Annotated in this window: 16 protein-coding genes; 6 read left to right on the top strand and 10 right to left on the bottom strand. The window is 61.2% G+C overall.

Features of this window, described 5'->3' with window-relative positions; all coding sequences use genetic code 11:
• Positions 1-92 precede the first annotated feature (92 nt).
• Positions 93-569 carry an Lrp/AsnC family transcriptional regulator gene (locus tag EEQ99_RS32395; RefSeq protein WP_127431808.1) on the bottom strand — a complete coding sequence of 159 codons (477 nt, stop codon included), beginning with the start codon at positions 567-569 and terminating at the stop codon, positions 93-95.
• A 332-nt stretch (positions 570-901) separates the two neighbouring features.
• On the opposite strand from EEQ99_RS32395, the gene EEQ99_RS32400 reads away from it, so the two are divergent.
• Positions 902-2227, top strand: coding sequence for an NAD(P)/FAD-dependent oxidoreductase (locus EEQ99_RS32400; RefSeq protein WP_127431809.1), 1326 nt, complete (start codon positions 902-904; stop codon positions 2225-2227).
• Between the two features lie 160 nt (positions 2228-2387).
• Here the strand turns inward: EEQ99_RS32400 and EEQ99_RS32405 are convergent, their stop codons facing one another.
• The 7 genes from EEQ99_RS32405 to EEQ99_RS32435 form a co-directional block, all read right to left on the bottom strand.
• Positions 2388-4928 carry a methyl-accepting chemotaxis protein gene (locus tag EEQ99_RS32405; protein ID WP_127431810.1) on the bottom strand — a complete coding sequence of 847 codons (2541 nt, stop codon included), beginning with the start codon at positions 4926-4928 and terminating at the stop codon, positions 2388-2390.
• 264 nt (positions 4929-5192) lie between these two features.
• On the bottom strand, positions 5193-5942 hold the full coding sequence (locus EEQ99_RS32410; protein WP_047619610.1) for a ribonuclease activity regulator RraA: 750 nt from the start codon (positions 5940-5942) through the stop codon (positions 5193-5195).
• A gap of 21 nt (positions 5943-5963) precedes the next feature.
• Positions 5964-7127: a mandelate racemase/muconate lactonizing enzyme family protein gene (locus EEQ99_RS32415; RefSeq protein WP_048338741.1), complete on the bottom strand. Its 1164-nt coding sequence runs from the start codon at positions 7125-7127 to the stop codon at positions 5964-5966.
• A gap of 33 nt (positions 7128-7160) precedes the next feature.
• A complete protein-coding gene (locus tag EEQ99_RS32420; protein ID WP_047619671.1) occupies positions 7161-8258 on the bottom strand; it encodes an ABC transporter ATP-binding protein in 1098 nt (365 codons plus the stop codon).
• A gap of 10 nt (positions 8259-8268) precedes the next feature.
• Positions 8269-9159 (bottom strand): carbohydrate ABC transporter permease, encoded by an 891-nt coding sequence (locus EEQ99_RS32425; RefSeq protein ID WP_047619606.1) that lies wholly within the window; start codon positions 9157-9159, stop codon positions 8269-8271.
• Positions 9156-10115, bottom strand: coding sequence for a carbohydrate ABC transporter permease (locus EEQ99_RS32430; RefSeq protein ID WP_080759980.1), 960 nt, complete (start codon positions 10113-10115; stop codon positions 9156-9158). The genes EEQ99_RS32425 and EEQ99_RS32430 overlap by 4 nt, the downstream gene beginning before the upstream one ends.
• Positions 10116-10190: 75 nt before the next feature.
• Positions 10191-11669 (bottom strand): ABC transporter substrate-binding protein, encoded by a 1479-nt coding sequence (locus tag EEQ99_RS32435; RefSeq protein WP_127431811.1) that lies wholly within the window; start codon positions 11667-11669, stop codon positions 10191-10193.
• Between the two features lie 209 nt (positions 11670-11878).
• On the opposite strand from EEQ99_RS32435, the gene EEQ99_RS32440 reads away from it, so the two are divergent.
• From EEQ99_RS32440 to EEQ99_RS32455, 4 genes are read left to right on the top strand one after another with little or no spacing between them, the layout of a single operon-like run.
• Entirely contained in the window at positions 11879-12589 is a 711-nt protein-coding gene (locus tag EEQ99_RS32440; RefSeq protein ID WP_028757005.1) for a GntR family transcriptional regulator, read from the top strand.
• A gap of 55 nt (positions 12590-12644) precedes the next feature.
• Positions 12645-13811 (top strand): mandelate racemase/muconate lactonizing enzyme family protein, encoded by a 1167-nt coding sequence (locus EEQ99_RS32445; protein WP_127431812.1) that lies wholly within the window; start codon positions 12645-12647, stop codon positions 13809-13811.
• Positions 13812-13870: 59 nt separating this feature from the next.
• Positions 13871-15232 carry a mandelate racemase/muconate lactonizing enzyme family protein gene (locus EEQ99_RS32450; RefSeq protein WP_048338738.1) on the top strand — a complete coding sequence of 454 codons (1362 nt, stop codon included), beginning with the start codon at positions 13871-13873 and terminating at the stop codon, positions 15230-15232.
• A gap of 17 nt (positions 15233-15249) precedes the next feature.
• A complete protein-coding gene (locus EEQ99_RS32455) occupies positions 15250-16449 on the top strand; it encodes a mandelate racemase/muconate lactonizing enzyme family protein (RefSeq protein WP_127431813.1) in 1200 nt (399 codons plus the stop codon).
• Between the two features lie 421 nt (positions 16450-16870).
• Here EEQ99_RS32455 and putA read toward each other — a convergent pair whose 3' ends face one another.
• Both putA and EEQ99_RS32465 read right to left on the bottom strand, forming a co-directional pair.
• Entirely contained in the window at positions 16871-20578 is a 3708-nt protein-coding gene (putA, locus tag EEQ99_RS32460) for a trifunctional transcriptional regulator/proline dehydrogenase/L-glutamate gamma-semialdehyde dehydrogenase (protein ID WP_127431814.1), read from the bottom strand.
• 28 nt (positions 20579-20606) lie between these two features.
• The gene (locus EEQ99_RS32465) at positions 20607-20813 is read right to left on the bottom strand and encodes a hypothetical protein (RefSeq protein WP_047619595.1); all 207 of its coding nucleotides are present in this window, start codon (positions 20811-20813) and stop codon (positions 20607-20609) included.
• A 173-nt stretch (positions 20814-20986) separates the two neighbouring features.
• Here EEQ99_RS32465 and EEQ99_RS32470 point away from each other — a divergent pair, with 173 nt between their 5' ends.
• A complete protein-coding gene (locus tag EEQ99_RS32470; RefSeq protein ID WP_063473475.1) occupies positions 20987-21481 on the top strand; it encodes an Lrp/AsnC family transcriptional regulator in 495 nt (164 codons plus the stop codon).
• The last annotated feature ends 26 nt before the right edge of the window (positions 21482-21507 follow it).

Raw genomic sequence — 21507 nt, forward strand, 5'->3', positions numbered from 1 at the left:
GCGTTGGGACACTCGGCCAAGGGGAGTTTGCGAACCACAGAACATGCAGTCGTCATTCAGGAGCATAGCTCCGCCGCGGTCCTTCTCGCCGGCTAAAGCGGAAACAAGGTGGTGAGCGGCATGTGGGCCTTGATAATCGGTGACTTCAGCACGACGAAGCTGAAATATTTGTCGATGCCGACGTCCAAGTCGGTGAGGCGCTCCATGATCGTCTGGTATTCGTCGATCCCGGCGGTGACGAATTTCAAGAGATAATCGTAGCCGCCTGAAACCAGATGGCATTCGATCACCTGATCGACCTTCTCGATCGCCGCCAGGAAGCGGGCAAAGTCGATCTGCCGGTGGTTCTTCAGGGTGATCTCGGTGAACACGGTCAGCGTCTGCCCCAGTTTGCTGACGTTGATCTGGGCCGAATAGCCTTCGATATAGCCTTCCGACTGCAGCTTCTTCACCCGCATCAGGCAGGGGCTCGGCGACAGATTGACCAGTTCGGCGAGTTCTACATTGGTGACGCGGCCATTTTTCTGCAGCTCGTAGAGAATTTTTACGTCGATCCGGTCGAGTTTCATCGCACGCCTTCGCTGCTTGAGATCGCCAACGACGCAGCAGATTATGCCGCGACTTTCAATACCGACCTTAACACATAGGGAAGAGCTGTCGACCATGTTGCGGGACAGGCCGAAGCACAAACGGCTGCAGGTCTCCCCACAAGACGGAATCTTCTGCTGCCGCCGGCTGATCTCCGGCAAAGGCGTGGCGGCGGATCCGCTAGACTAGCGCATAACCCCGAAAATCGATTCCGAATTTCGGAAAGGATTATGCGCAGATCCAGGTGATAGAGCGTCCTTTGCGCGTCTGAAAAGAAGCGCGGCGCTTTAATGCCTGAAACGGAGACCATCCCATGCCCGCACCGCTCAATCGCGTCGACACCACGCCGGAACTGCCCGCTGCTGCCGATGCGGTGGTGATCGGCGGCGGCATCGTCGGCGTTTTCGCGGCCTATTATCTCGCCCGGCGGGGATTGAAGGTCGCCCTCGTCGAGAAGGGCCTTATCGGCGCCGAGCAATCGAGCCGCAACTGGGGCTGGTGCCGCCAGCAGAACCGCGACGCCCGAGAATTGCCGATGTCGACCAAGAGCCTCGACCTGTGGGAGCGCTTCGCCACTGAGACCGGGGAGGAGACGGGCTTCCGTCGCTGCGGTCTCTTTTATCTGAGCAATAACGACGAGGAACTGTCCGGCTGGGCACGCTGGCGCGATTTCGCCCGCTCGGTCGGCGTCACAACGCACATGCTGAGCAGCGCCGAGGCGAGCGAACGCGGGCGTGCCACCGGCGTCTCATGGAAAGGCGGAGTGTTTTCGCCGACCGACGGCACGGCCGATCCGGCGAGCGCTGCGCCGGCCGTCGCGCGTGCGATCCTGAATCTCGGCGGCACGGTGCATCAGTCCTGTGCGGCCCGCGGCCTCGACGTCGAAGGCGGCAGGCTTTCCGGCGTCGTCACCGAGCATGGCACGATCCGGACTAAAATCGCGATCCTGGCCGGCGGCGCTTGGGCCTCCTCCTTCTGCCGCCAACTCGGCATTCGATTTCCGCAAGCCTCGATACGCTCCTCGATCCTCTCCGTATCCCCGGGCGCTAGCGGCCTGCCGGATGCCCTGCATACATCAGCGGTGTCGGTGACGCGACGCCGCGATGGCGGCCATACGCTGGCGATCAGCGGCCGCGCCCGCGTCGATCCGACGCCACAGCAGTTCCGCTTCGCGCGGCAGTTCCTGCCGATGTTCGCCCGACGCTGGCGCAGTCTCAAACCAGGCGGGTTGGAGGGCTTTCGCTCGGGTCACGAATCTCTGGCACGCTGGCGGCTCGACAGACCGACGCCGATGGAGCGCATGCGCATCCTCGATCCGCTGGTCGACGAGGCGACCGTTGCGCTGACGCATGCACGGGCGCTTGAGCTTCTGCCTGCTTTGAAGGAGACCAAGATCGCAGCGGCCTGGGCGGGCTATATCGACAGCACGCCGGACGGCGTGCCGGGGATCGGCGAGATCGCCAGCTTGCCCGGCTTCATCCTTGCTGCGGGCTTCAGCGGCCACGGCTTCGGCATCGGGCCGGGCGCCGGCCATCTGATTGCCGATATCGTCACAGGCGACGAGCCGATCGTCGATCCCAGGCCCTACCATCCCGACCGCTTCGGGGGATCCGCCTGGGGCAAAGTGGCCGATTTCTAAACGGCTCGGCCACCCCGGCTCGGACCTCGGCGGTGGCAGAAATGATCCCTGTCCGGATCGCAGCATATACAGGAACCATAACCATTGGCCTGAAAGCGGCGATGGCAGGCACGCGTTACGCTTGGGCAATCACCTCCGGCGAGATTCCCGAAGTCATCCCTCACGAGACCAGCGACATCGGCCGGCGGGCGGCGGGCGACGCCCTCCCGCCATCGGCAGTCTGAAAGTGCGAAATTCTTTCGTTCAAGACTTCGACCTGTTGCCGAAGCCGGTGAATCTCCGCGGTGTTTTCCTCCACCATCGCAGCATTGTGCTGGGTAATGTGCTCGACATCACGAACGGCGTTGTTGACCTCGTCGATGCCCTTGTATTGCGTGGTCGTGGAAGCTGAGATGACCTGCACCAGCCCGTTGATCGAGGTGAAGTGTTCCATGATGGCCGACAGCGCCTGGCCGGTCTCCTCGACGAGCGTGACGCCCGCGCCGACCTGCGATGCGCTGGTGGAGATGAGATCCTTGATCTCGCGGGCAGCCTTGGCGCAACGCTGAGCAAGCTCGCGCACTTCCTGAGCAACCACGGCAAAGCCTCTGCCGGCCTCTCCTGCGCGTGCCGCCTCGACGCCGGCATTGAGGGCGAGGAGATTGGTCTGGAAGGCGATCTCGTCAATCACGCCGATGATGCTGCTGACTTTTTCGGAGGACCGGTTGATAGCGCCCATGGCATCGACGGCCTTGGCGACGACGGCCGCGGAATGCTCCGCCTGGCGGTGCGCCTCGGCGACCGAAAGCGACGTCTGACGCGCGTTTTCGGCTGTCGTCCGCACGCTGGCTGTGAGTTCGCCGAGCACCCGCGAACTCTCCTCGAGGGAGGCCGCCTGCTGTTCCGTGCGGCGGGCCAGATCGTCGGCGGCGCCGGAAAGATTGGTGCTGCCCTCGGCGATCTCGTAGGTCGAGTTGCGAACCTCGGCGACCGTCAGGCGCAACGCGTCGATGGCGTGATTGTAGGTGCGGGCCATGGCGACATAATCGGCGGCCAGATCCTCGCTCATCTCTGCGGCGAGATTGCCATTGGCGAGCTTGCCGAGCATATCGGACAGAGCGTTCAAAGCCTCGCTCTGTTCCGCCTCGATGCGCGCCTGTTCGGCGGCGCGGCGGGCCTGCTCCAATTCGTCCCGCGCCCTGTTTGCTTCGGCAAGCTCTTCCAGCCTGGTCTTCTCAAGCGCCTGGTCGCGGAAGACAGTCACGGACCGGATCATGTCGCCGATCTCGTCGCCGCGCTTGCCGTCACCGATGGAGATGTTCAGATCGCCGTCGGCAAGTCTCATCATCGTCTGGGTGATCCGCTTCAGCGGCCCGCGCAGCGTTTCGATCAGCATGAGGCCGCCGATGATCGCAAGCACCGTGCCCGCAATCATTGCCGCAAGTGACATTGTCGCCGAACGCTGGCTGATTTGCTTGCCGCTCTCCTGTGCCGTGCTGACGAACTGCTCGAGCGTGTGGCTCGCATCGGCCACCAGTGCGGTCGCCGCCTCCTTGTCCGCGCGCCACCGGTCGGCGATCGATATCAGAAGCGAACTATCCTTTTCGATCGAGGCAAGGGACGGCTCGATCTTCTTGGCAAGATCCTGCAAGGCGGCGTTTTTCCCGCTCAAGGGTACGAGTTGAGCAGCGCTTTCACGCAGCGCCTTGAGATCGGCGAGAACGGCATCCCGCGCCTCGGCATCGACTCGCCTGTTCAGTTCGCTTAAGTGCAGCCGCAGATCGTCAATCGATTTGAATGCGGTATTGACGATCGCCACCATCGAGCGAAGGGTGGCGATGCTCGCATCCATGCCGACAAAACGCTCGATCGCAGTATCCGCATTCCCAGAGGCAAGCTTTCCAAACTTCTCCTCGAAGCCCTGCAGTTCCTGGTCGACAGGAGCGTAGCTGTCGAGCGTAAGGCTGGCGCTGTCCTTGGCTATCGCGGCGAGCTTGTCCAATACCGGCTTAAGCGCGGCAAGCTGGCTTCTGGCCTTGTCGGAGGCGAGCGCGGCGCTGCCGCCGGCCTCCTTGACGAGCGGCGGCAGGAGGCTGCCGAGAGCGCCGGTGATATCCGCGGGGGCATTGGCCTGCGCGGTGGCCTTACGCAACTTTGCAATGCGTTGCGCGAGATTCTTGTAGACTGAAGCATCGAGAAGAAGCGCCCGGACGAAGGTCTCCTTGCCATTCGCCTGATCTTGGAGAACGTCGAGCTGTTTGCGCGCCGTCTGGCTTTCCTTGAACAGCCCGGCCACCGCGTCGTCGATCGCCTGTTCGGTATTCACACGCTCCTGTGACACGGCCCAAAGCGCATCGGCGCCGCCCTGCATCTTAGCCCCGAGTTCGCGCACGGCAGCAATCTGCTGCTTCTGCGCCGGATCGATCAACATGGCATCAAGCGTCGCCGCTCCCTTCTGCTGCTCGGAGATGCTGGCGATCAATCGTTCGCGCGTGGCCGATATCGGGAGATCGGTAAAGGCCGTCAGAGAGGATCGCAGCTGTTGAAAACTGGAAAGGGTTTCGATCGTCTGCCGGGTCAGGGTCATCTGGCCATTGAGCGTACCGGCGGTGAAATAACCGAAAAGACCGATGCCGGCGATGAGGATGACCAGAGGCACCACGAAGAAGAGGACCTTGGTCACGATCCGCATACGCTGCAACAGTCGATCAATCAGCGCCATAAACTAGCCCCCGCCCCAGTAAATTGGCTCATTCTCCGGCGCGACCCCTCCCCTTGGCCTGCAGCAGTCGTTGATCGCGCCAGGCCATCACAGTAGTCACAACTGTTAAAAAAATGGTCAATGGTGTCGAGTTCAATCGAAGCCTGCGATATGCGGACGAGGGCGCATTTTCCGCGCTCCCGTCTTGCCGCTCAGCCGATGGCCATCGGGCTTTCATTGCCGCCGGAAGCCGTCGTCGCTCACGCCACCCTTGAAGAGGTTAGGCTAACTCCGGTTCTCCAAGCGATTTGTTTTGCGCCACTCTTCGTATTCTCCGCGGGCATCGTCATGCAGAGGATAGTAGCGCTGCAACGACCCTCCCTCCATAAGCTTCACGCGTGAGAACTCCTCCCAATCGTGATGCTTTTGCGACTCTTCGATGACCTTCGAGGCCATTGCGACGGGAAGCACCACCACCCCGTCATCGTCGGCGACGATGATGTCGCCGGGGATTACCGTGACACCGCCGCAGGCAATCGGAACGTTGACGGCATTGGGATAGATGCTGGTCTGCACATGGTAGTTGGGAGTCCAGCCACGCAGCCATAGGGGGAGGTCTAGCTTCTCGACATTGGGCCGATCGCGCATGCACCCGTCGATTACGATGCCAGCGCCGCCCCTGCCTTTGAAATACGTCGACATCATATCGCCAAAGACCCCCGAACTCATGTCGCCGCGCGCGTCGACCACGACAACATCGCCCTCCTGCGCGTGATAGAGCACGTGCCGGTGCAACTGCGTCTCCGGATCGGCATATTCTCCCTCGGTGAAGAGGTCCGGCCGCTGCGGCATGAACTGGAGCGTCAGCGCCGGCCCGACGATCGACTTCCCGTGGTTCTGCGCCACGGGACCCACCATGTGCGGATTGCGGAAACCCATGTGGCCAAGCGTGCCGGCAACCGTCGCGGCGCCGATTTCCTTCAGTGCGTCGATCAGCTCTTTGGGCGGACGGGTAATGTCGGGAGTATGCGTCATTTCAATCTCCGCTGGATGAAACTACCAGTTCGTAACCGAACCGTCGCGGCGCTTCAGGTGAGGCGCTTCCCAGAAACGAAAGCTCTCCGCCTTGACCGCCTCTTCGTTGACCTCGACGCCGAGCCCCGGCAGATCGCTGACCGGATAGTCAGGTCCGTCGAGCCGTGGCTGCACGGGGAAGAAGTCGGAATTGTCGAAGCCCAGCTTTGTTTCGGGCACCCTGGTCTCAAGCCAAGCGAAATTCGGCACCGCGGCGGCGAGATGGATGGTCGCGGCCGTGCAGACTGGGCCAAGAGGATTGTGCGGCATCAGGTCCACATAGTGCGCCTCGCTCCAGCCAGCCACCTTCATCGCTTCGGTGAGCCCGCCAACATTGCAAACATCGAGCCGGTTGAACTGATGGATGCCGCGCTCGATGTAGGGCAGGAACTGCCACTTGCTGGCAAATTCCTCGCCGATGGCGAACGGGATGTCGGTCATCGTGCGCAGGGATTCGTAGGCCTCCGGTGTCTCGTCCCGTATCGGCTCCTCGAGAAAATCAAGCACGCCACGGCCGAGTTTGTTGCAGAAGCTGGCCGCCTCTGCCACCGACAACCGGTGGTGATAGTCGATGCCGAGGACGACGTCGTCGCCCAGCGCCTCGCGCGCCTTGTTCAGCATCGTTGCGGTAACGCCGATCGATTCGCGCGGCTCGAAGATGTCCTTGCTGTTTTGCCCGATGGGAAAGAAGCGGATCGCCTGCCACCCCTGTGCGCGTAGTTCGCGGGCTCGTTCGATCGCAACGTCGCCCTCAGCCTCGTCACCGGTCGAGGCGAAGGTAGGAATTCGGTCGCGCTGCTTGCCGCCCAGCAGTTCGTAGGCCGGCACCCCCAGCGCCTTGCCCTTGATGTCGTGAAGGGCGATGTCGATGGCGGAAATCGCCGCCTGCAGAACGCGCCCGCCTTCGAAATATTGGCTGCGATAGGCTTCTTGCCAGATCCGACCAATCTGCATCGGATCGCGGCCGATGAGAAACTCCCGATAGTGCTCGATCGCGCCAACCACGGCCTTCTCGCGACCGCTCAAGCCGCTCTCGCCCCATCCGAAGACGCCCTCGTCGGTCTCGACCTTGACGAGCATCTGGTTGCGTGTTCCCACCCATACTGGATAGGGCTTGATAGCGGTGATTTTAAGCTTCGTGGTCATCCACACCCTCATTCCGGACGTATCGACTCTGTCTCAGTGGGCCTTGAGGGCCATTTCTGTTTCGCCGTCGAACAAATGCATTCGCTCCTGGTCGAACTCGAGCCAAATCATTTCGTCCGGCGCGACGGCAATGGTCGGCGGCACGCTGACGTTGACGATTGCGCCGGACAGGAACGCTTGTACGAAGGTGACGTCTCCCGTTGGCTCCACCGTGTAGGCCTTGGCGGGTATGCTTCCAGGCACTGCACTCTTGTGCAGTTTGATCGTCGAGTGACGTGCGCCGAGCACGACTTTCTTGGTGGTCGCCCTCGCGACCTTCTGGGCATTGTGTGGCGAGAGCTCGAGGCTCCAGCCCTCCGCGCTGGTCAACACAGTATTGCCGCCCACCGTGGATGCCTCCAGCGGAACAAGGCTCATCGCCGGGCTGCCGACGAAGCTGGCGACGAACATGTTCACCGGATGGGCAAAGACCTGCGCCGGTGAATCGTATTGCTGCAGGTAGCCGCCGTTCATCACCGCCATCCTGTCCGCCATGGTCACGGCTTCGAGTTGGTCGTGCGTCACATAAATGATCGTTGCCTTGAGGTCCTGGTGGAAGCGCTTGATCTCCGACCGCATCTGCACGCGCAGCTTTGCATCGAGGTTGGAAAGTGGTTCATCCATCAGGAAGACCGCCGGATCGCGAACGAGAGCGCGGCCCAGGGCCACGCGCTGCTGTTGTCCGCCCGAAAGTTCGCGCGGCTTTCGCTCGAGCAGCTGCGTCATGTCGAGCACTCGCGCTGCTTCCTTGACCTTCCTGTCGATCTCGTCCCTTGGCAGTTTGCGCATCTGCAGCGGGAACGCCAGATTTTTATAGACCGATTTTTGCGGATAGAGCGCGTAGTTCTGGAACACCATTGCGATGTCCCGGTCCTTGGGGTCCAGGTCATTGACCACCCGGTCGCCGATGACGATGTCGCCCGATGTGATGGGGATCAGCCCCGCTACAAGATTGAGCGTGGTTGTTTTGCCGCAGCCTGAAGGGCCGACGAGCGCAACGAATTCGCCGTCGTTGACCGTCAGCGAAACGTCGTTGACAGCTTTGAAGCTGCCATAGGTCTTGACAAGATCTTTGAGGACCACGTGGGCCACCGGCAACTCCCTAGTGCTTGACTGCGCCTTCCGTGAGGGCGCGTACGAAGTATCGTTGCAGGACGAGGAACAGGACCACGACGGGCACGCTCATCATGAAGCTGGCGGCCATCAGGCCCGGAAAGTCCGTCGTATTTTCAGAGAAGAAGCGCTGGATGCCGACCGGCAGGGTCAACTGCTCGTTCTTGGAGAGGAAGGTGTAGGCGTAGATGTACTCGTTCCAAGCGCCGATGAAGGAGTAGATCGCCGTGGCGATGATTCCTGGCGCCGAGAGCGGCATCACGATCAGGAGAAAGGCCTGGAACCGCGTCGCTCCATCGATGCGCGCCGCCTGCTCGAGCTGCACCGGGATGTTGTCGTAGAAGCCCTTGAGGAGCCAGATTGCCAGCGGCAGGCCGAATGTGAGGTAGGTGAGAACGAGCGACCCATGCGTGTTCACCAGCCCGATCGCCCGCATCAGGATGAAGAGCGGTACGAGAAAGATCACCGCGGGGAACATGTTGCGAAGCAGGACGGCGAAGAACAGAAAGTTCCGGCCCGGGAAGGTGAAGCGCGAAAACGCATAGGCCGCAGGAACCGCCACGATCACCGAAAGGATGGTCGTAGCCATGGAGACGAAAAGGCTGTTCCAGAAGAAACGCAGGAAGTCCTGGCCGACGCTGTTTTGCGGATCGAGCAGCTTCTGGTAGCTTGCCAGCGTGGGCTGGTCCGGCCACCACTGTGGCGGGAATTGCATGGCCGCGAAGCCGGACTTGATCGAGGTGATCAGCATCCAGATCATTGGCAATGCGGTGTAAAGCAGCATGAACACCAGGAAGATGCGTCCGCCCCACCGCCACCCATCGAAGCGCCTATGGCGACGCGCCTGGCCTTGACGAGCAGTCTGCGCAATTGTGCTCATTGGCTCGCGTCCTTCTGCTCATTGCCGCTCAGCGCCCGGACATAGAAGTAGCCAAGCGACATCAGGATCAGGAACAGCAGCACCGAATAGGCTGATGCCACCCCCCAGCGCTGACGTCCGAAGGCGAGCTCATAGATGTGGGTGATCCAGATATGCGATGCGTTCGACGGCCCGCCGCCGGTCATGATCCAGGGGATGATGAAAGAATTGAAGTTGGCCACGGCCAGCAGAAGGATCGTCACCGTCGAGACGTTTCTCAAGTGCGGAAAGGTGACGTGCCAGAATCGCTGCCATGCATTGGCTCCGTCGACCTTTGCGGCGCGCAGCAACTGGTCGGGAACCGTCTGCAGACCAGCCATCATCATGATCATGGCAAACGGAAACTCCCGCCAGATATTGACGACGATCAGCGAGGGCAGCACCGTGCTGACGCTGTCGATGAAATTCGGCGGCCGATCGGCCCATCCGAGGCCGACCAGCACCGCGCCGATGATCCCGAAGTCCGAATGGTAGATCCACTTCCAGATATAGGACGCGGCGACCGCGCTGATGACCCAGGGAATGATCAGGATGGCGCGCAGGATGCCGCGGCCGACAAAATCCCGATGGAGCGCCAGGGCGCAGGCAAACCCCAGGACAAATGCGATGAAGGTGGATCCCAGTGTCCAGATTAGAGTGTTGGAGGTGACCTTCCAGAACACCGGACTTGTGAGGATGGCAGTGTAATTGTCGAAGCCGATAAAAATCTTGTCGCGGAGCTGCAGGCCGGGCGGTGTATTGAAGAACGACAGCTCGATCGTGTAGTAGATCGGATAGGCTATGACGATGAGCATCACGGCGATTGCAGGAAGCACGTACGCGTAGTCAGCGCGATGCTCCCAAATCTTTCGCAGGATGCCGGACCTATCGGGTTGAAGTCTTCGGCGAGCCTCTGCCTTGCCGATCAAGATCGTCACTGTGGCGTGCCCTTATTCTTGGGAACAACCGGCTGCACTCTCGGCGCAGCCGGTCAGGTCGTGGTCAGGCCTGGACTAGAGTCCGCCGTCCATCAGCTCTTTTACCTTCTTGGCCGCGTCGTCCGCTGCCTGGTCGACGGTCATGGCTCCGGTCAGGGCATTCTGCAGCATGTCCGGGACAATGATATTCATGATCTCGGGGGACTGTGGCAGCGCCGGGAACGGAATGCCGTATGGCAGCATCGAGGTCGTGACATCGAGGAACTTGATGTTATCAAGACGTTCCTTCATCCATTTGGTCTTGAAGCCGTTGAGGTTTCCCGGGTTCGAGCCGGCATAGGCCATCTTCAGCGACCATTCGGGGCTCGTCCACATGCAGATGATCGCCTTTGCAGCCGGCTCGTCCACCTTGCCGCCCTCGACATATTCGGGCTTCAGGATGTGAATGTTCGAGCCGCCAAACACGACGGCACGCTTGCCATCGGGGCCGGTCGGGATCAGGCCGTAGCGCATGTTGTCGATGACGGTCTGCGCCTTGTCCTTGTCGGTAGCCGTCGCTTTTTTCTGCAGGTCGAGCATGACGTTGTAGTCGGACGGGTGCGAGATCATCATGCCGAGCTGGCCAGCGAGGAAGAGGGGCTGGTTATCTGCCTGCTGGTTGGTGAGTGCCGAAACCGGAACCGACTTGTCGCGAACATACATATCGTAGGAGGCTTGCAGCGCCGCCTTGCTCTGCGGGCTATTGAGCTCGACCTGCTTATAGGTCGGGCTCGCGGTGGCTTCGTCGAAGACGCCGCCGCCATAGGCCCACAGCTGCGGCATGAAGCGATACGGCGTATTGCCGGCATTCTTGCGAGCCACGAGGCCGTAACCGGCAATGCCGAGCTCGTCGTGGATCTGTTTGGAATACTTGACGACATCGTCCCACGTTGCCGGAGCCTTGTCCGGATCGAGGCCTGCCCGCTTGAAGATATCGGCGTTCCAGATGAACGCCATCGTCTCGTTGTTGGTGGGAATGCCGTAGGTCACGTCCTCCCAGGTCACGGCCTTCATTGCGCCCGGCCAGAAGTCCTCGGTCGAATACCCGACATCCTCGGGTTTGAGCGGCTGCAGATAGCCTTTTGAGGCGAACTCGGTGCCGCCCAGGATTTGCAGGCGGACCGCCATGGGCGCTGCATTGCCAAGGAGCGCGGTCCGGAACTTGTCCAGAAGGTCGTTATAGGTGAGGGCTTGTTCCTCAAGCTGGATATTTGGATAGGTTTTGCGGAAGGTCTCGAAGAACTCCTTGTAATACTGGCGCAGGAGGTCGGGGTCGCCCTCGAACACGCCCTGATACCAGAAAGTCAGTCGCCCCTTGTAGTCGAGCGGGGTGACCTTGGCGCAATCGCCCGCCGTGTCAAAATCCTGCGTGCCGGCAATGGAGCGCACATATTCCGGCGACCACTTGCTCAAGTCGACCGGCGCACCCAGCGCAGACGCGGACATCAACGATACCATCAAAGCAGTAGAGACAGTGCCGCGCAGGACGGCACCGCCGAGTGAAATCCTCGTCATAGGTATCCTCCAGGTTCTCTCCCATGCCGCTCTGCGTCGAGGCGAGCGGTCTTTGCTCGCGGCCGCGGGACATTTACGGCCAAATGTATCCTTTCGAGCTTATCATACGTTTTCAGATCATAGATTGCCTGTCAACTAGCGAAATCGTACATTGTTTATGGAAAGATCGCGTGATATCCGAGCAATATGTGTATTTATTGGGGACAGCCTTGGCCGAAACAAGCGATTTTAAAGCGCAGCCGCCCGAAGGGATTGACGCTATCGGGGCCTCCAGCGAGGGTGCCTCGCTTTATCAACTGATCAGGGAAGACATCATCGAGGGGCGGCTCGCTGCCAACGAACGGCTTGTGGTCACCGATCTCGCTCGGCGCCACGGCACTTCGACCAACCCCGTGCGCGAGGCCCTGCAACTGTTGCGCGGAGAGGGCTTCGTCACCTTCGTTCCCAACCGCGGAGCGCGCGTCCGGCCCATCGATCAGGATTTTGTTCGGGACATCTACGAGATCGGAGTCTTGATCGAGCCGGCCCTGACGCGATGGTTCGTGAATATGGCCACCGTCGAGGACATTGCCGAACTCGAACGCATCCAAGGCCTGATTGAAGAGAATGACTTCGCCGACACGTTGAGGCACAGCGAGCTGGACACCGCCTTTCACACCATAATGTACCAAAGGCACTACAACCGCCACGCCGCCGAGCTTTGGTGGAAGCATCGCGAAGTGCTTCGAGCCGTGAGCCGGCGTTTCAACTTCACGCTCGCCCGGCGTGCCGCGATCCTGAGCGAGCATCGCGAACTCATTGCGCATGTAAAAGCGGGAAACGCCAACGAGGCAGGCGAACTCATTGCACGCCATGTCGAAGGCTCCGGCCGGCACATCCTCGAACACATGCGGGCGCGGAACGCGGCTCGGGCAGGATAGACTACAGGGCCCGGGAATATCGTTCTCCCGGCCAATTCAGACAAAGGCAATTGAGATGAAAATCACCAGCGTTCGGCCGTGGTTAATCAGATCCGATGCTTCTTATTGGGGAGAGTTTCTGTTCGTCGAAGTGACAACCGACGACGGGGTGAGCGGCTGGGGAGAGATCACCACCACGACAAGGCTCGCCAACCGCGCCCTCTGCACGATGCTGCGGCAGATCGGTGCCGCGGTAACAGGCGAGGACCCGGCGCGTATCGAATATCTTTGGCACAAGATATTCCGCAGCTTCACCTATATGGGCAGTCGCGGCGCCGCAGTCGAATGCGTAAGCGCCATCGACATCGCCCTTTGGGACATCCGAGGCAAAGTTCTTGGTAAGCCGATTTACGAGCTGTTGGGCGGACCGGTACGCGATGAAATCGCGCTCTACACCCATCCCAACCAGGCTAAATTTACCAGCAAGGAGGCTGTGGTCCGCGAAATTAGAGACATCGTCGAGTCCGGCCACACGGCGCTCAAGTTCGATCCTTTTCCCCACCAGGGCCGCACCGCCGATGGCCAGTCCCGCGAACAGCGGGACGGCTACCTTGATGGCAGCATGACCCGCAAGGACGAGCGCGAAGCCGCCGAACTCACGGCACTCATCCGCGAAACGGCGGGCTCTGATGTCGACATTCTCATCGATGCGCATGGCCGGTTCGACGTTCCCACCGCCATTCGCCTCTGTCGGAGCCTCGAGGAAGCCGGTAAGATCGACTGGTTCGAGGAGCCCTGCCCGCCCGAGAGCCTCAACGCCCTCAAGCAGGTCCGGGAGAAGGTCAGTGCCGCGATCTCGTGGGGCGAGCGCGGCCACACGAAGTGGGATTTCGTGCCGGTGCTCGAAAACAAGCTCGCCGACTACATCATGCCTGACGTCACCTGGACCGGCGGCATTACCGAACTCAAGAAGATTTCTGCCCTGTGCGAAGCCTACTACATCCCGGTCTCGCCGCACGACGCCGCAGGACCGATCAACGTGGTTGCAGGAGCACAGGTGATGATGACCGTTCCCAACTTCTACAAACTCGAAACCTCGGAGTGGAACCTGGGCAAATACGATCACCTCATCGACAGGCCACTCGATGTTTCGAACGGCAGCCTCAAGCTTACGCAGAGACCTGGTCTCGGCGTCGAAATGAACCGCGATTACCTTCAAAGCCACGAGATAGAGCTGGATTAACAACGCTCTATGCCGCGCAGCCGTGCGCGGCGAACCCGCCGACAGAACGAGGATAAATCATGCCAGAGGCAGATGAAGCCGACGAAGCGCTCAATCGGGTGAATACGCATTCCAAGCCGTCCGACCTTCGCATTACCGATATGCGGGTAGCCGAAATTGTCGGCGCGCCGTTCACCTCAGTGCTGCTCAAGATCTACACCAACCAGGGTATCGTCGGGCTTGGCGAGGTGCGCGACGGTGCCAGCGCCACCTACGCGCTGATGCTGAAGAGCCGGTTGCTTGGCGAGAATCCTTGCAACATCGACCGCCTGTTTCGCCGGATCAAGCAGTTCGGCGGGCACGGGCGGCAAGGCGGCGGCGTATCGGCGGTTGAAATCGCCTTGTGGGATCTTGCCGGCAAGGCCTATGGCGTCCCCATCTACCAGATGCTCGGCGGCCGGTTTCGGGAGAAAGTGCGCGTCTATTGCGACACCGACGCCACCGTGCCGAGCGGCACAGAGACCGGCAGGCGCCTCAAGCAACGCATGGAGCTGGGGTTCACCTTCCTCAAGATGGATCTGGGGCTGATGCAGATTGCGGATGTGCCGGGTGCGGTCGTGTCTCCTGCCGGCTCGCTTGAAGGATACCGCGACCACCCCGGCCGCGGCCCGCTGAAGACCATTGAAGAGCGGCGCATCCGCAACGCGGCATACGATGTGCATAACGTCCCGCACCCGTTTACCGGCCTCCACTTTTCCGACAAGGGCCTCGACTTCCTTGAGCAATACATTGCCGAGGTTCGTGAGGTCATCGGCATGGATATTCCGCTCGCCATCGACCACATCGGCCACATCTCAGTGCAGAACGGCATTCGCCTCGCCAGGCGTATCGAAAAATACGTGCCAGCCTGGCTCGAGGATGTGATCCCGTGGCAGTACACCGAGCAGTACCGACAGCTGCAGGACGCAACCACGGTGCCGATCTGCACCGGCGAGGACATATACCTCAAGGAGGGCTTCGAGCCTCTGCTCAAGAGCAGCGGCCTCTCCGTTATCCATCCGGACCTGCTCACCAGCGGGGGCATCCTCGAGACCAAGAAGATCGGCGATATGGCGCAGGACCATGGTGTCGCCATGGCGATCCACATGGCGGAAAGTCCGATCGCCGCAATGGCTGCCGCACATGTGGCGACCGCGACCGAAAATTTCATGGCGCTCGAATACCACTCTGTCGATGTCGACTGGTGGGACGATATCGTCACCGGCCTTCCCAAGCCGCTCGTGAAGGACGGCTTTATCACTGTTCCGGACAAGCCGGGCCTGGGAATTGACGACGTCGTCGACGAGGTGATCTCGCAGCATCTACAGCCGGGTGTCACCGGCATCTGGCAGCCCACGGATCACTGGGACGATGAATATTCCTGGGATCGCACCTGGAGCTGAGGCGAAAAGGAACCAAGATGAAGATCACCGATCTGCGATGCGCCGTTATCGGCAAACACCCGATCGTTCGCATCGTCACGGACGAGGGTCTCTATGGCTTGGGCGAAGTCGAGTTCACCAAGTCCTACCTCAAGCCCTGGGTGCTGCATTTCCGTGAGGCGCTGATCGGCGAGGACCCGACCGACGTCGAGAGAGTGATGCTGAAGATCCGCCAACGCGGCTCATTCAAGCCGTACGGTGCGGCGGTGAGCGCTATCGAGCATGCGCTGTGGGACATTGCCGGCAAGGCCGCGGGCGTGCCCGCCTATAAACTGCTCGGCGGCAAGGTGCGCGACAAGGTGCGCGTCTACAACGGCTCGATCCGCCGGAAACGCACGGGCGACCGGCCGGAAGATTACGCCGCTGACGTCAAATGGATGATGGAGCAGCCGCAGAACTTCTTCATGATCAAGCAAGGAATCTCGTTCCACTCCAATATGAAGGACACCATTGAGGGCTTCCACTACGGCGTGACGCAGCAGAAGGCCGGCTATCACGGTGCTATGGATCAGGGCGTGATCAGCGAGCGCGGTTTCAATCACATGCTCGACTGCGTGATCGCGATGAAGGAAGTGCTGAGCGACAAAGTCAGCCTGGCGCTCGACTGCGGCCCGGGCTGGATGCTGCCCGATGCGATCAAATTCGCTCGCGCGGTCGAGAAGTACAATTTGATGTGGCTCGAGGACATGCTGACTGGCGACTATGTACCGTGGGTCAATCCGCAGGCCTATCGGGAACTGACCATCTCCACCTCGACGCCCATCCACACTGGCGAGCAGATCTACCTGCGACACAATTTCAAGGAACTGATCGAGACGCAGGCGGTGCGCGTCATCGGCCCCGATCCAGCCGATATTGGCGGTATTGCCGAACTCAAATGGGTCGCCGAACACGCCTACATGCACTCGATCCTGATGGCGCCGCACGGCACCGCCAACGGCCTGTTGGGGCTCGGCGCGTTGATCAATGTCTGCGCCACCTTGCCGGCAAACTACATCGCGTTCGAATATCCGACCGCCTCCGACCCCTGGTGGGAGGATCTGGTCGTCGGCTTGCCGCCGCAGATCGTGAAGGACAGCATGGTGGACCTACTGGAAGCGCCGGGGCTGGGGCTGGATATCGACGCCGAAGCGGCCAGGAGATATCTCAGGGAAGAGGATGCGGGCTTCTTCGACTGAATCTCCCTCCACCGGCATGACGTGAATCGCAGTAAGGCCCGCCGGTATGGGAAAGGAGATCGTGCTCCCCGCGGACCTGCAAGCAACTCCTCGCTGCGCTTGAGCAGCGGTCACCGATAACGGCCTGTAAGTACGACCTCGAGCCCGGCGACGGTCGCTCCAGACGAGGCAGATGAACACCAATCTCTTAGCAGTAAACCGCATCGTTGGGTCACCAGTGCGAATCCTGCCTGAAACTACCTTTCCAATCGTCTGTCCTCACGCCACCAATACCGTGTCGCGACGGGATCGCCGCCCGTCGCTCTGATAAGCCGAGGCATCGAGATTGAATCCCGGGAAGAGGACCTCTTTTCCGTCTCGAGTTAATCGAGACCTGCAAGACGCGGCCGAGGGCGCATTTTTTGCGCCCTCGTTTTGCTGCTCAGCCAATGGCCATCAGACTTGCATTGCCGCCGGCAGCCGCCGTGTTGATCGACGTCGACACCTCCTCCAGCAGCCAATTCAGGCAATAGGCCTCGGGGTCGCTTGCCAGTTCCTCGGTTGTCGCCGCCTGGACCAGCAGAAGCGGACCGGGCAGGTGAGCGATCTTCTGATTGACGGCCAGAACCCTTTCGCGATCGCCTTCCACGAGCGCACCCGAGAACGGCCCGTCCTTTTCCCAATCCGATGTCCAGGAAATCCGGCCGGCGACAGCCGCCGGAAGGTCCGCCAGGACCGATTTGGATAGGGAACCCGCATCCACGACGATGTGGTTGCCCGTTGAAAGGGCTGCGGCGATCTGTCGATGAAGCCCGCCTTCCGTCTGCGGCACGATAAGAATACGGCCGCGGGGATGGAGCGCGTAGAGATTGCGCTCCCCGACCGGACCGGTGAGCTCGCGTTCGAGCCCGAGTGCCGAACGGCTCGCATATCCACGCGCCGCTTCCCCCTCACCCGGCAAGCCCTTCTTGTCGAGCCAGACAATATAGTCGCGAAGGGCGAGATCCGTGTGAACGGAGTCCTGCTGCGGCGGCACGGGCGCACGCTGCACCAGCCGGCCGATATAGAGCGGACCACCGGCCTTCGGCCCTGTGCCTGACAAGCCGCGACCACCGAAAGGCTGCACGCCGACGACCGCGCCGATGATGTTGCGGTTGACGTAGAGGTTTCCGGCCTTGATGCGACTGGTCACATGCGCGATCGTTTCATCAAGCCGAGTGTGAAGTCCGAATGTGAGGCCGTAACCCGATGCGTTGATGTCGTCGATCAAGCGGTCGAGCCCGTTTCGCTTGAAGCGGACGACATGCAGAACCGGTCCGAAGATCTCTCTCGTCAGGTCCGACAAGGACTTGATTTCGATGATCGTCGGCGGAACGAACGTCCCCGCCGCGGCACTTTCGGGCAGCGGCAGCTGATCCACCTTGCGGCCGGCGCCGCGCATCTTCTCGATATGCTGGTCGATCTCCGCCTTTGCGCCGTCATTGATGACAGGGCCGACATCGATGCTCAGCCGATCGGTGCGGCCGATCGTCAGTTCCCGGAAGGCGCCCTTCAGCATATTGAGGGTCCTGTCGGCCACATCGTCCTGAAGGCAGAGAACGCGAAGTGCAGAGCAGCGCTGGCCGGCGCTGTCGAAAGCCGAGGCAATGACGTCGGCCACCACTTGCTCGGCCAATGCCGAGGAGTCGACGATCATACCGTTCTGACCGCCCGTCTCGGCGATCAGCGGAATCGGCTTGCCGGTCGCCGACAGCCGTTCTGCCAGCTGCGCCTGGATCATACGAGCCACTTCGGTCGACCCGGTAAACATGACGCCTGCCGTTTCCGGAGCCCCGACCATGCCGGCGCCGAGGCGGCCGCTGCCGGGCACGAACTGCAGGACACCCACCGGCACACCCGCCTCGTGGAGGATCTTCACACTCTCCGAGGCGATGATCGGCGTGACGCCGGCAGGTTTGGCAAGCACGGGATTGCCGGCCACCAAGGCCGCGGCGACCTGTCCGGTGAAAATCGCCAGCGGAAAATTCCACGGGCTGATACAGACGATCGGGCCGAGCGGCGCATGCGACGGCCCGAGGGTCTTGCGTGCCTGATCGGCATAGTAGCGCAGGAAGTCGATCGCCTCGCGCACCTCGCCGACGGCATTGGCCGCGGATTTGCCGGCTTCGCGCATGACGATGCCCATCAGCGTCTTGATGCGGGCCTGCATGATGTCGGCCGCCCGATCCAGGCAGGCCGCACGCTCGGCCGGCGGCACGGCCGCCCATTGCGGCGCATGTTCCGCGGCCATCGCAACGATACGGGCTGCCTCCTCGACCTTCACTTCCGTGACCGTGCCGACGACGTCCCGGTGATCGGCAGGATTGAGAACCTCGCGCGTCACCCCATCCGTCGAGCCGTCGGCAAGGAGGGGAAGCGCACGCCATGGGGCAGCCGCGGTAGAGGCGAGCGCCTGCGACAGGTCCAGGAGGGTGGCCTCATTCGAGAGATCCAGGCCGTCGGAATTGGCGCGGGCACTGCCGTAAAGAGCCTTTGGCGAGGCGATCTGGATGTGCGGAAGGCCAACGACGGGCATGGCTGCGACGATCTCGGCAGGATCGGCGACCAGGGCCTCGACCGAGACATTCGGATCGGAGATGCGGTGCACGAAGGAGGAATTGGCGCCGTTTTCGAGAAGGCGCCGCACCAGATAGGCGAGCAGCGTCTCATGCGTTCCGACAGGCGCATAGATGCGGCAGGGCCGGTCGAGTTTTTCCTTGCCGACGACCTCGTCATAGAGCGGTTCGCCCATGCCATGCAGGCATTGGAACTCATATTTGCCGACCGCGAAGTCGGGACCGGCCAGGTGATAGATCGTGGCAAGCGTCTGCGCATTATGCGTGGCGAATTGCGGGAACACCGCATCGGGCGCGTTCAGCAGCTTGCGCGCGCAGGCGACATAGGCGACGTCGGTGTAAATCTTGCGGGTATAGACCGGATAGTCGTCGAGACCGTCCAGCTGGGCGCGCTTGATCTCCGCATCCCAATAGGCGCCCTTGACGAGACGGACCATGATCCGGCGCCCGGACCGGCGTGCCAGATCGATGATGTAGTCGAGGACGAAGGGGCAGCGCTTGCCATAGGCCTGCACGACGAAGCCCAGCCCGTTCCATCCGGCAAGCTCCGGGGCAAAGCAAAGCTCTTCGAGGAGGTCTAGCGAAAGCTCCAGCCGATCAGCCTCCTCCGCATCGATATTGAGGCCGATATCATAAGTCTTGGCGAGAACGGCCAGCGCCTTGACTTTCGGCAGCAGCTCTCCCATCACCCGGTCGGCCTGCGACCTCACGTAGCGCGGATGCAGGGCCGAAAGCTTGATCGAGATGCCTGGGCCGTCATAGATGCCGCGCCCGTCCGACGCCTTGCCGATGGCGTGGATCGCCTTTTCATAATCCTTGAAATAACGCTCGGCGTCCGCGGCAGTCGTCGCGGCTTCGCCCAGCATGTCGTAGGAATAGCGGAAGCCGCGCGCTTCGAGCGGCCGAGCGCGTTTCAGCGCCTCTGCGATCGTCTCGCCGGTGACGAACTGCTCGCCCATCATGCGCATCGCCATATCGACGCCGCGACGGATAACCGGCTCGCCGGCGCGCGCGATCAGCCGCGTCAGGGCTGCCGACAGGCTCCGGTCGTTGACCGTCGATGTCAGTTTGCCGGTGACGACGAGACCCCAGGTGGCGGCGTTGACGAACAGGGATTTTCCGCCGCCGATATGGGAGGTCCAGTTGCCTTCGGCAATCTTGTCGCGGATCAGCGCGTCCCGCGTGTCGGTATCGGGAATGCGCAACAGCGCTTCGGCAAGACACATGAGCGCCACGCCTTCCTGGCTGGAGAGCGAATATTCCTGCACCAGCCCTTCGACACCGGTGCCCTTGTGCTTGGCGCGCAAGGCCTCGATCAGGCTGCGGCCCGTGCTGCGGATGTCATAGCGTTTCGCCTCGGAGACGCGCGCGGCGGCGACCAGTGGCGGCAGGCATTCGGTTTCCGGCCGGCGATAGGCTGCCGTGATCGCCTGGCGAAGGTCGGATTGCGGCCGGATCGGTGGCGCAAAGGCCGAGAACGGCGCTCCGTCGGCGGGGTCTTTGGATGGAGGAGTGTCGATCGCTGCGTTCAACATGAAGGTCCCTATCGGTCGATATCTGGTTTTAACGGATGAATGAGACGCCGGGTTCATCGTCCCAGTCAGCGTCGTCCGAGACAACAGGGCCGGAATATTCCGTCTCGCGAAGCGGACGCGCATCCGGCCTGTTGCGCTTGAGGGTGAGCGCCGCTGCAACCGCTCTTATCGCCACCGGCCGGTAGTGAGCGAGCAGGTCCAGCTTCTGATCGTCATCCGGTTCTTCCCTACGCATGCGTGACCCCATTTTTCCTGCGGCGCCGATGCGATCCCGACGATGCGTCGAGCGCCTGCGCCTTCCATCCCATTGCCGATGCATAAGGTATCACAGATCGCCGATCGCGATCTCACTTGATTTTCGCAGCTTTCAGCCTGTATGAACTTATTAAAGCATTCTTGAGAGTTAAAATGGCTACTGAACCTGACATCTTTAGTGAATTGGACCAGTTCGACAGAAAAATCCTCGCGGCTCTTGCCGAGGACGGCAGACTGTCGATCACCGATCTCGCGGCGCGTGTCGGCCTCTCGAAGACGCCGTGCCAGATCCGCTTCAAGCGGCTCATCAGCGACGGCTATATCGAGGGCTTCAAGGCCGTCCTCAATCCATCGAAAATGCAGCTCGACCATATCGCTTTCGTCGAGGTGAAGCTTTCCGATACCCGCGAAGATGCGCTGAAAAGCTTCAACGACGCCATCAAGAAGATCAGGGAAGTCGAAGAGTGCCACATGATCGCCGGCAGGTTCGACTATCTGCTCAAGATCCGCACACGCGATATCGGCCGCTACCGCCGCGTCCTCGGCGAGCGCATCTCGACGTTGCCCCACGTTGCCAACACATCGACCAATGTCGCGATGGAGACGATCAAGGAAGGCTGGGACAAGTTCGGTTCGAGTCTTTCGTGAACCTATTGCCGGCGACCGGCCCGGCG

The organism is Rhizobium anhuiense (assembly GCF_003985145.1).
Classification (GTDB): Bacteria; Pseudomonadota; Alphaproteobacteria; order Rhizobiales; family Rhizobiaceae; genus Rhizobium; species Rhizobium anhuiense.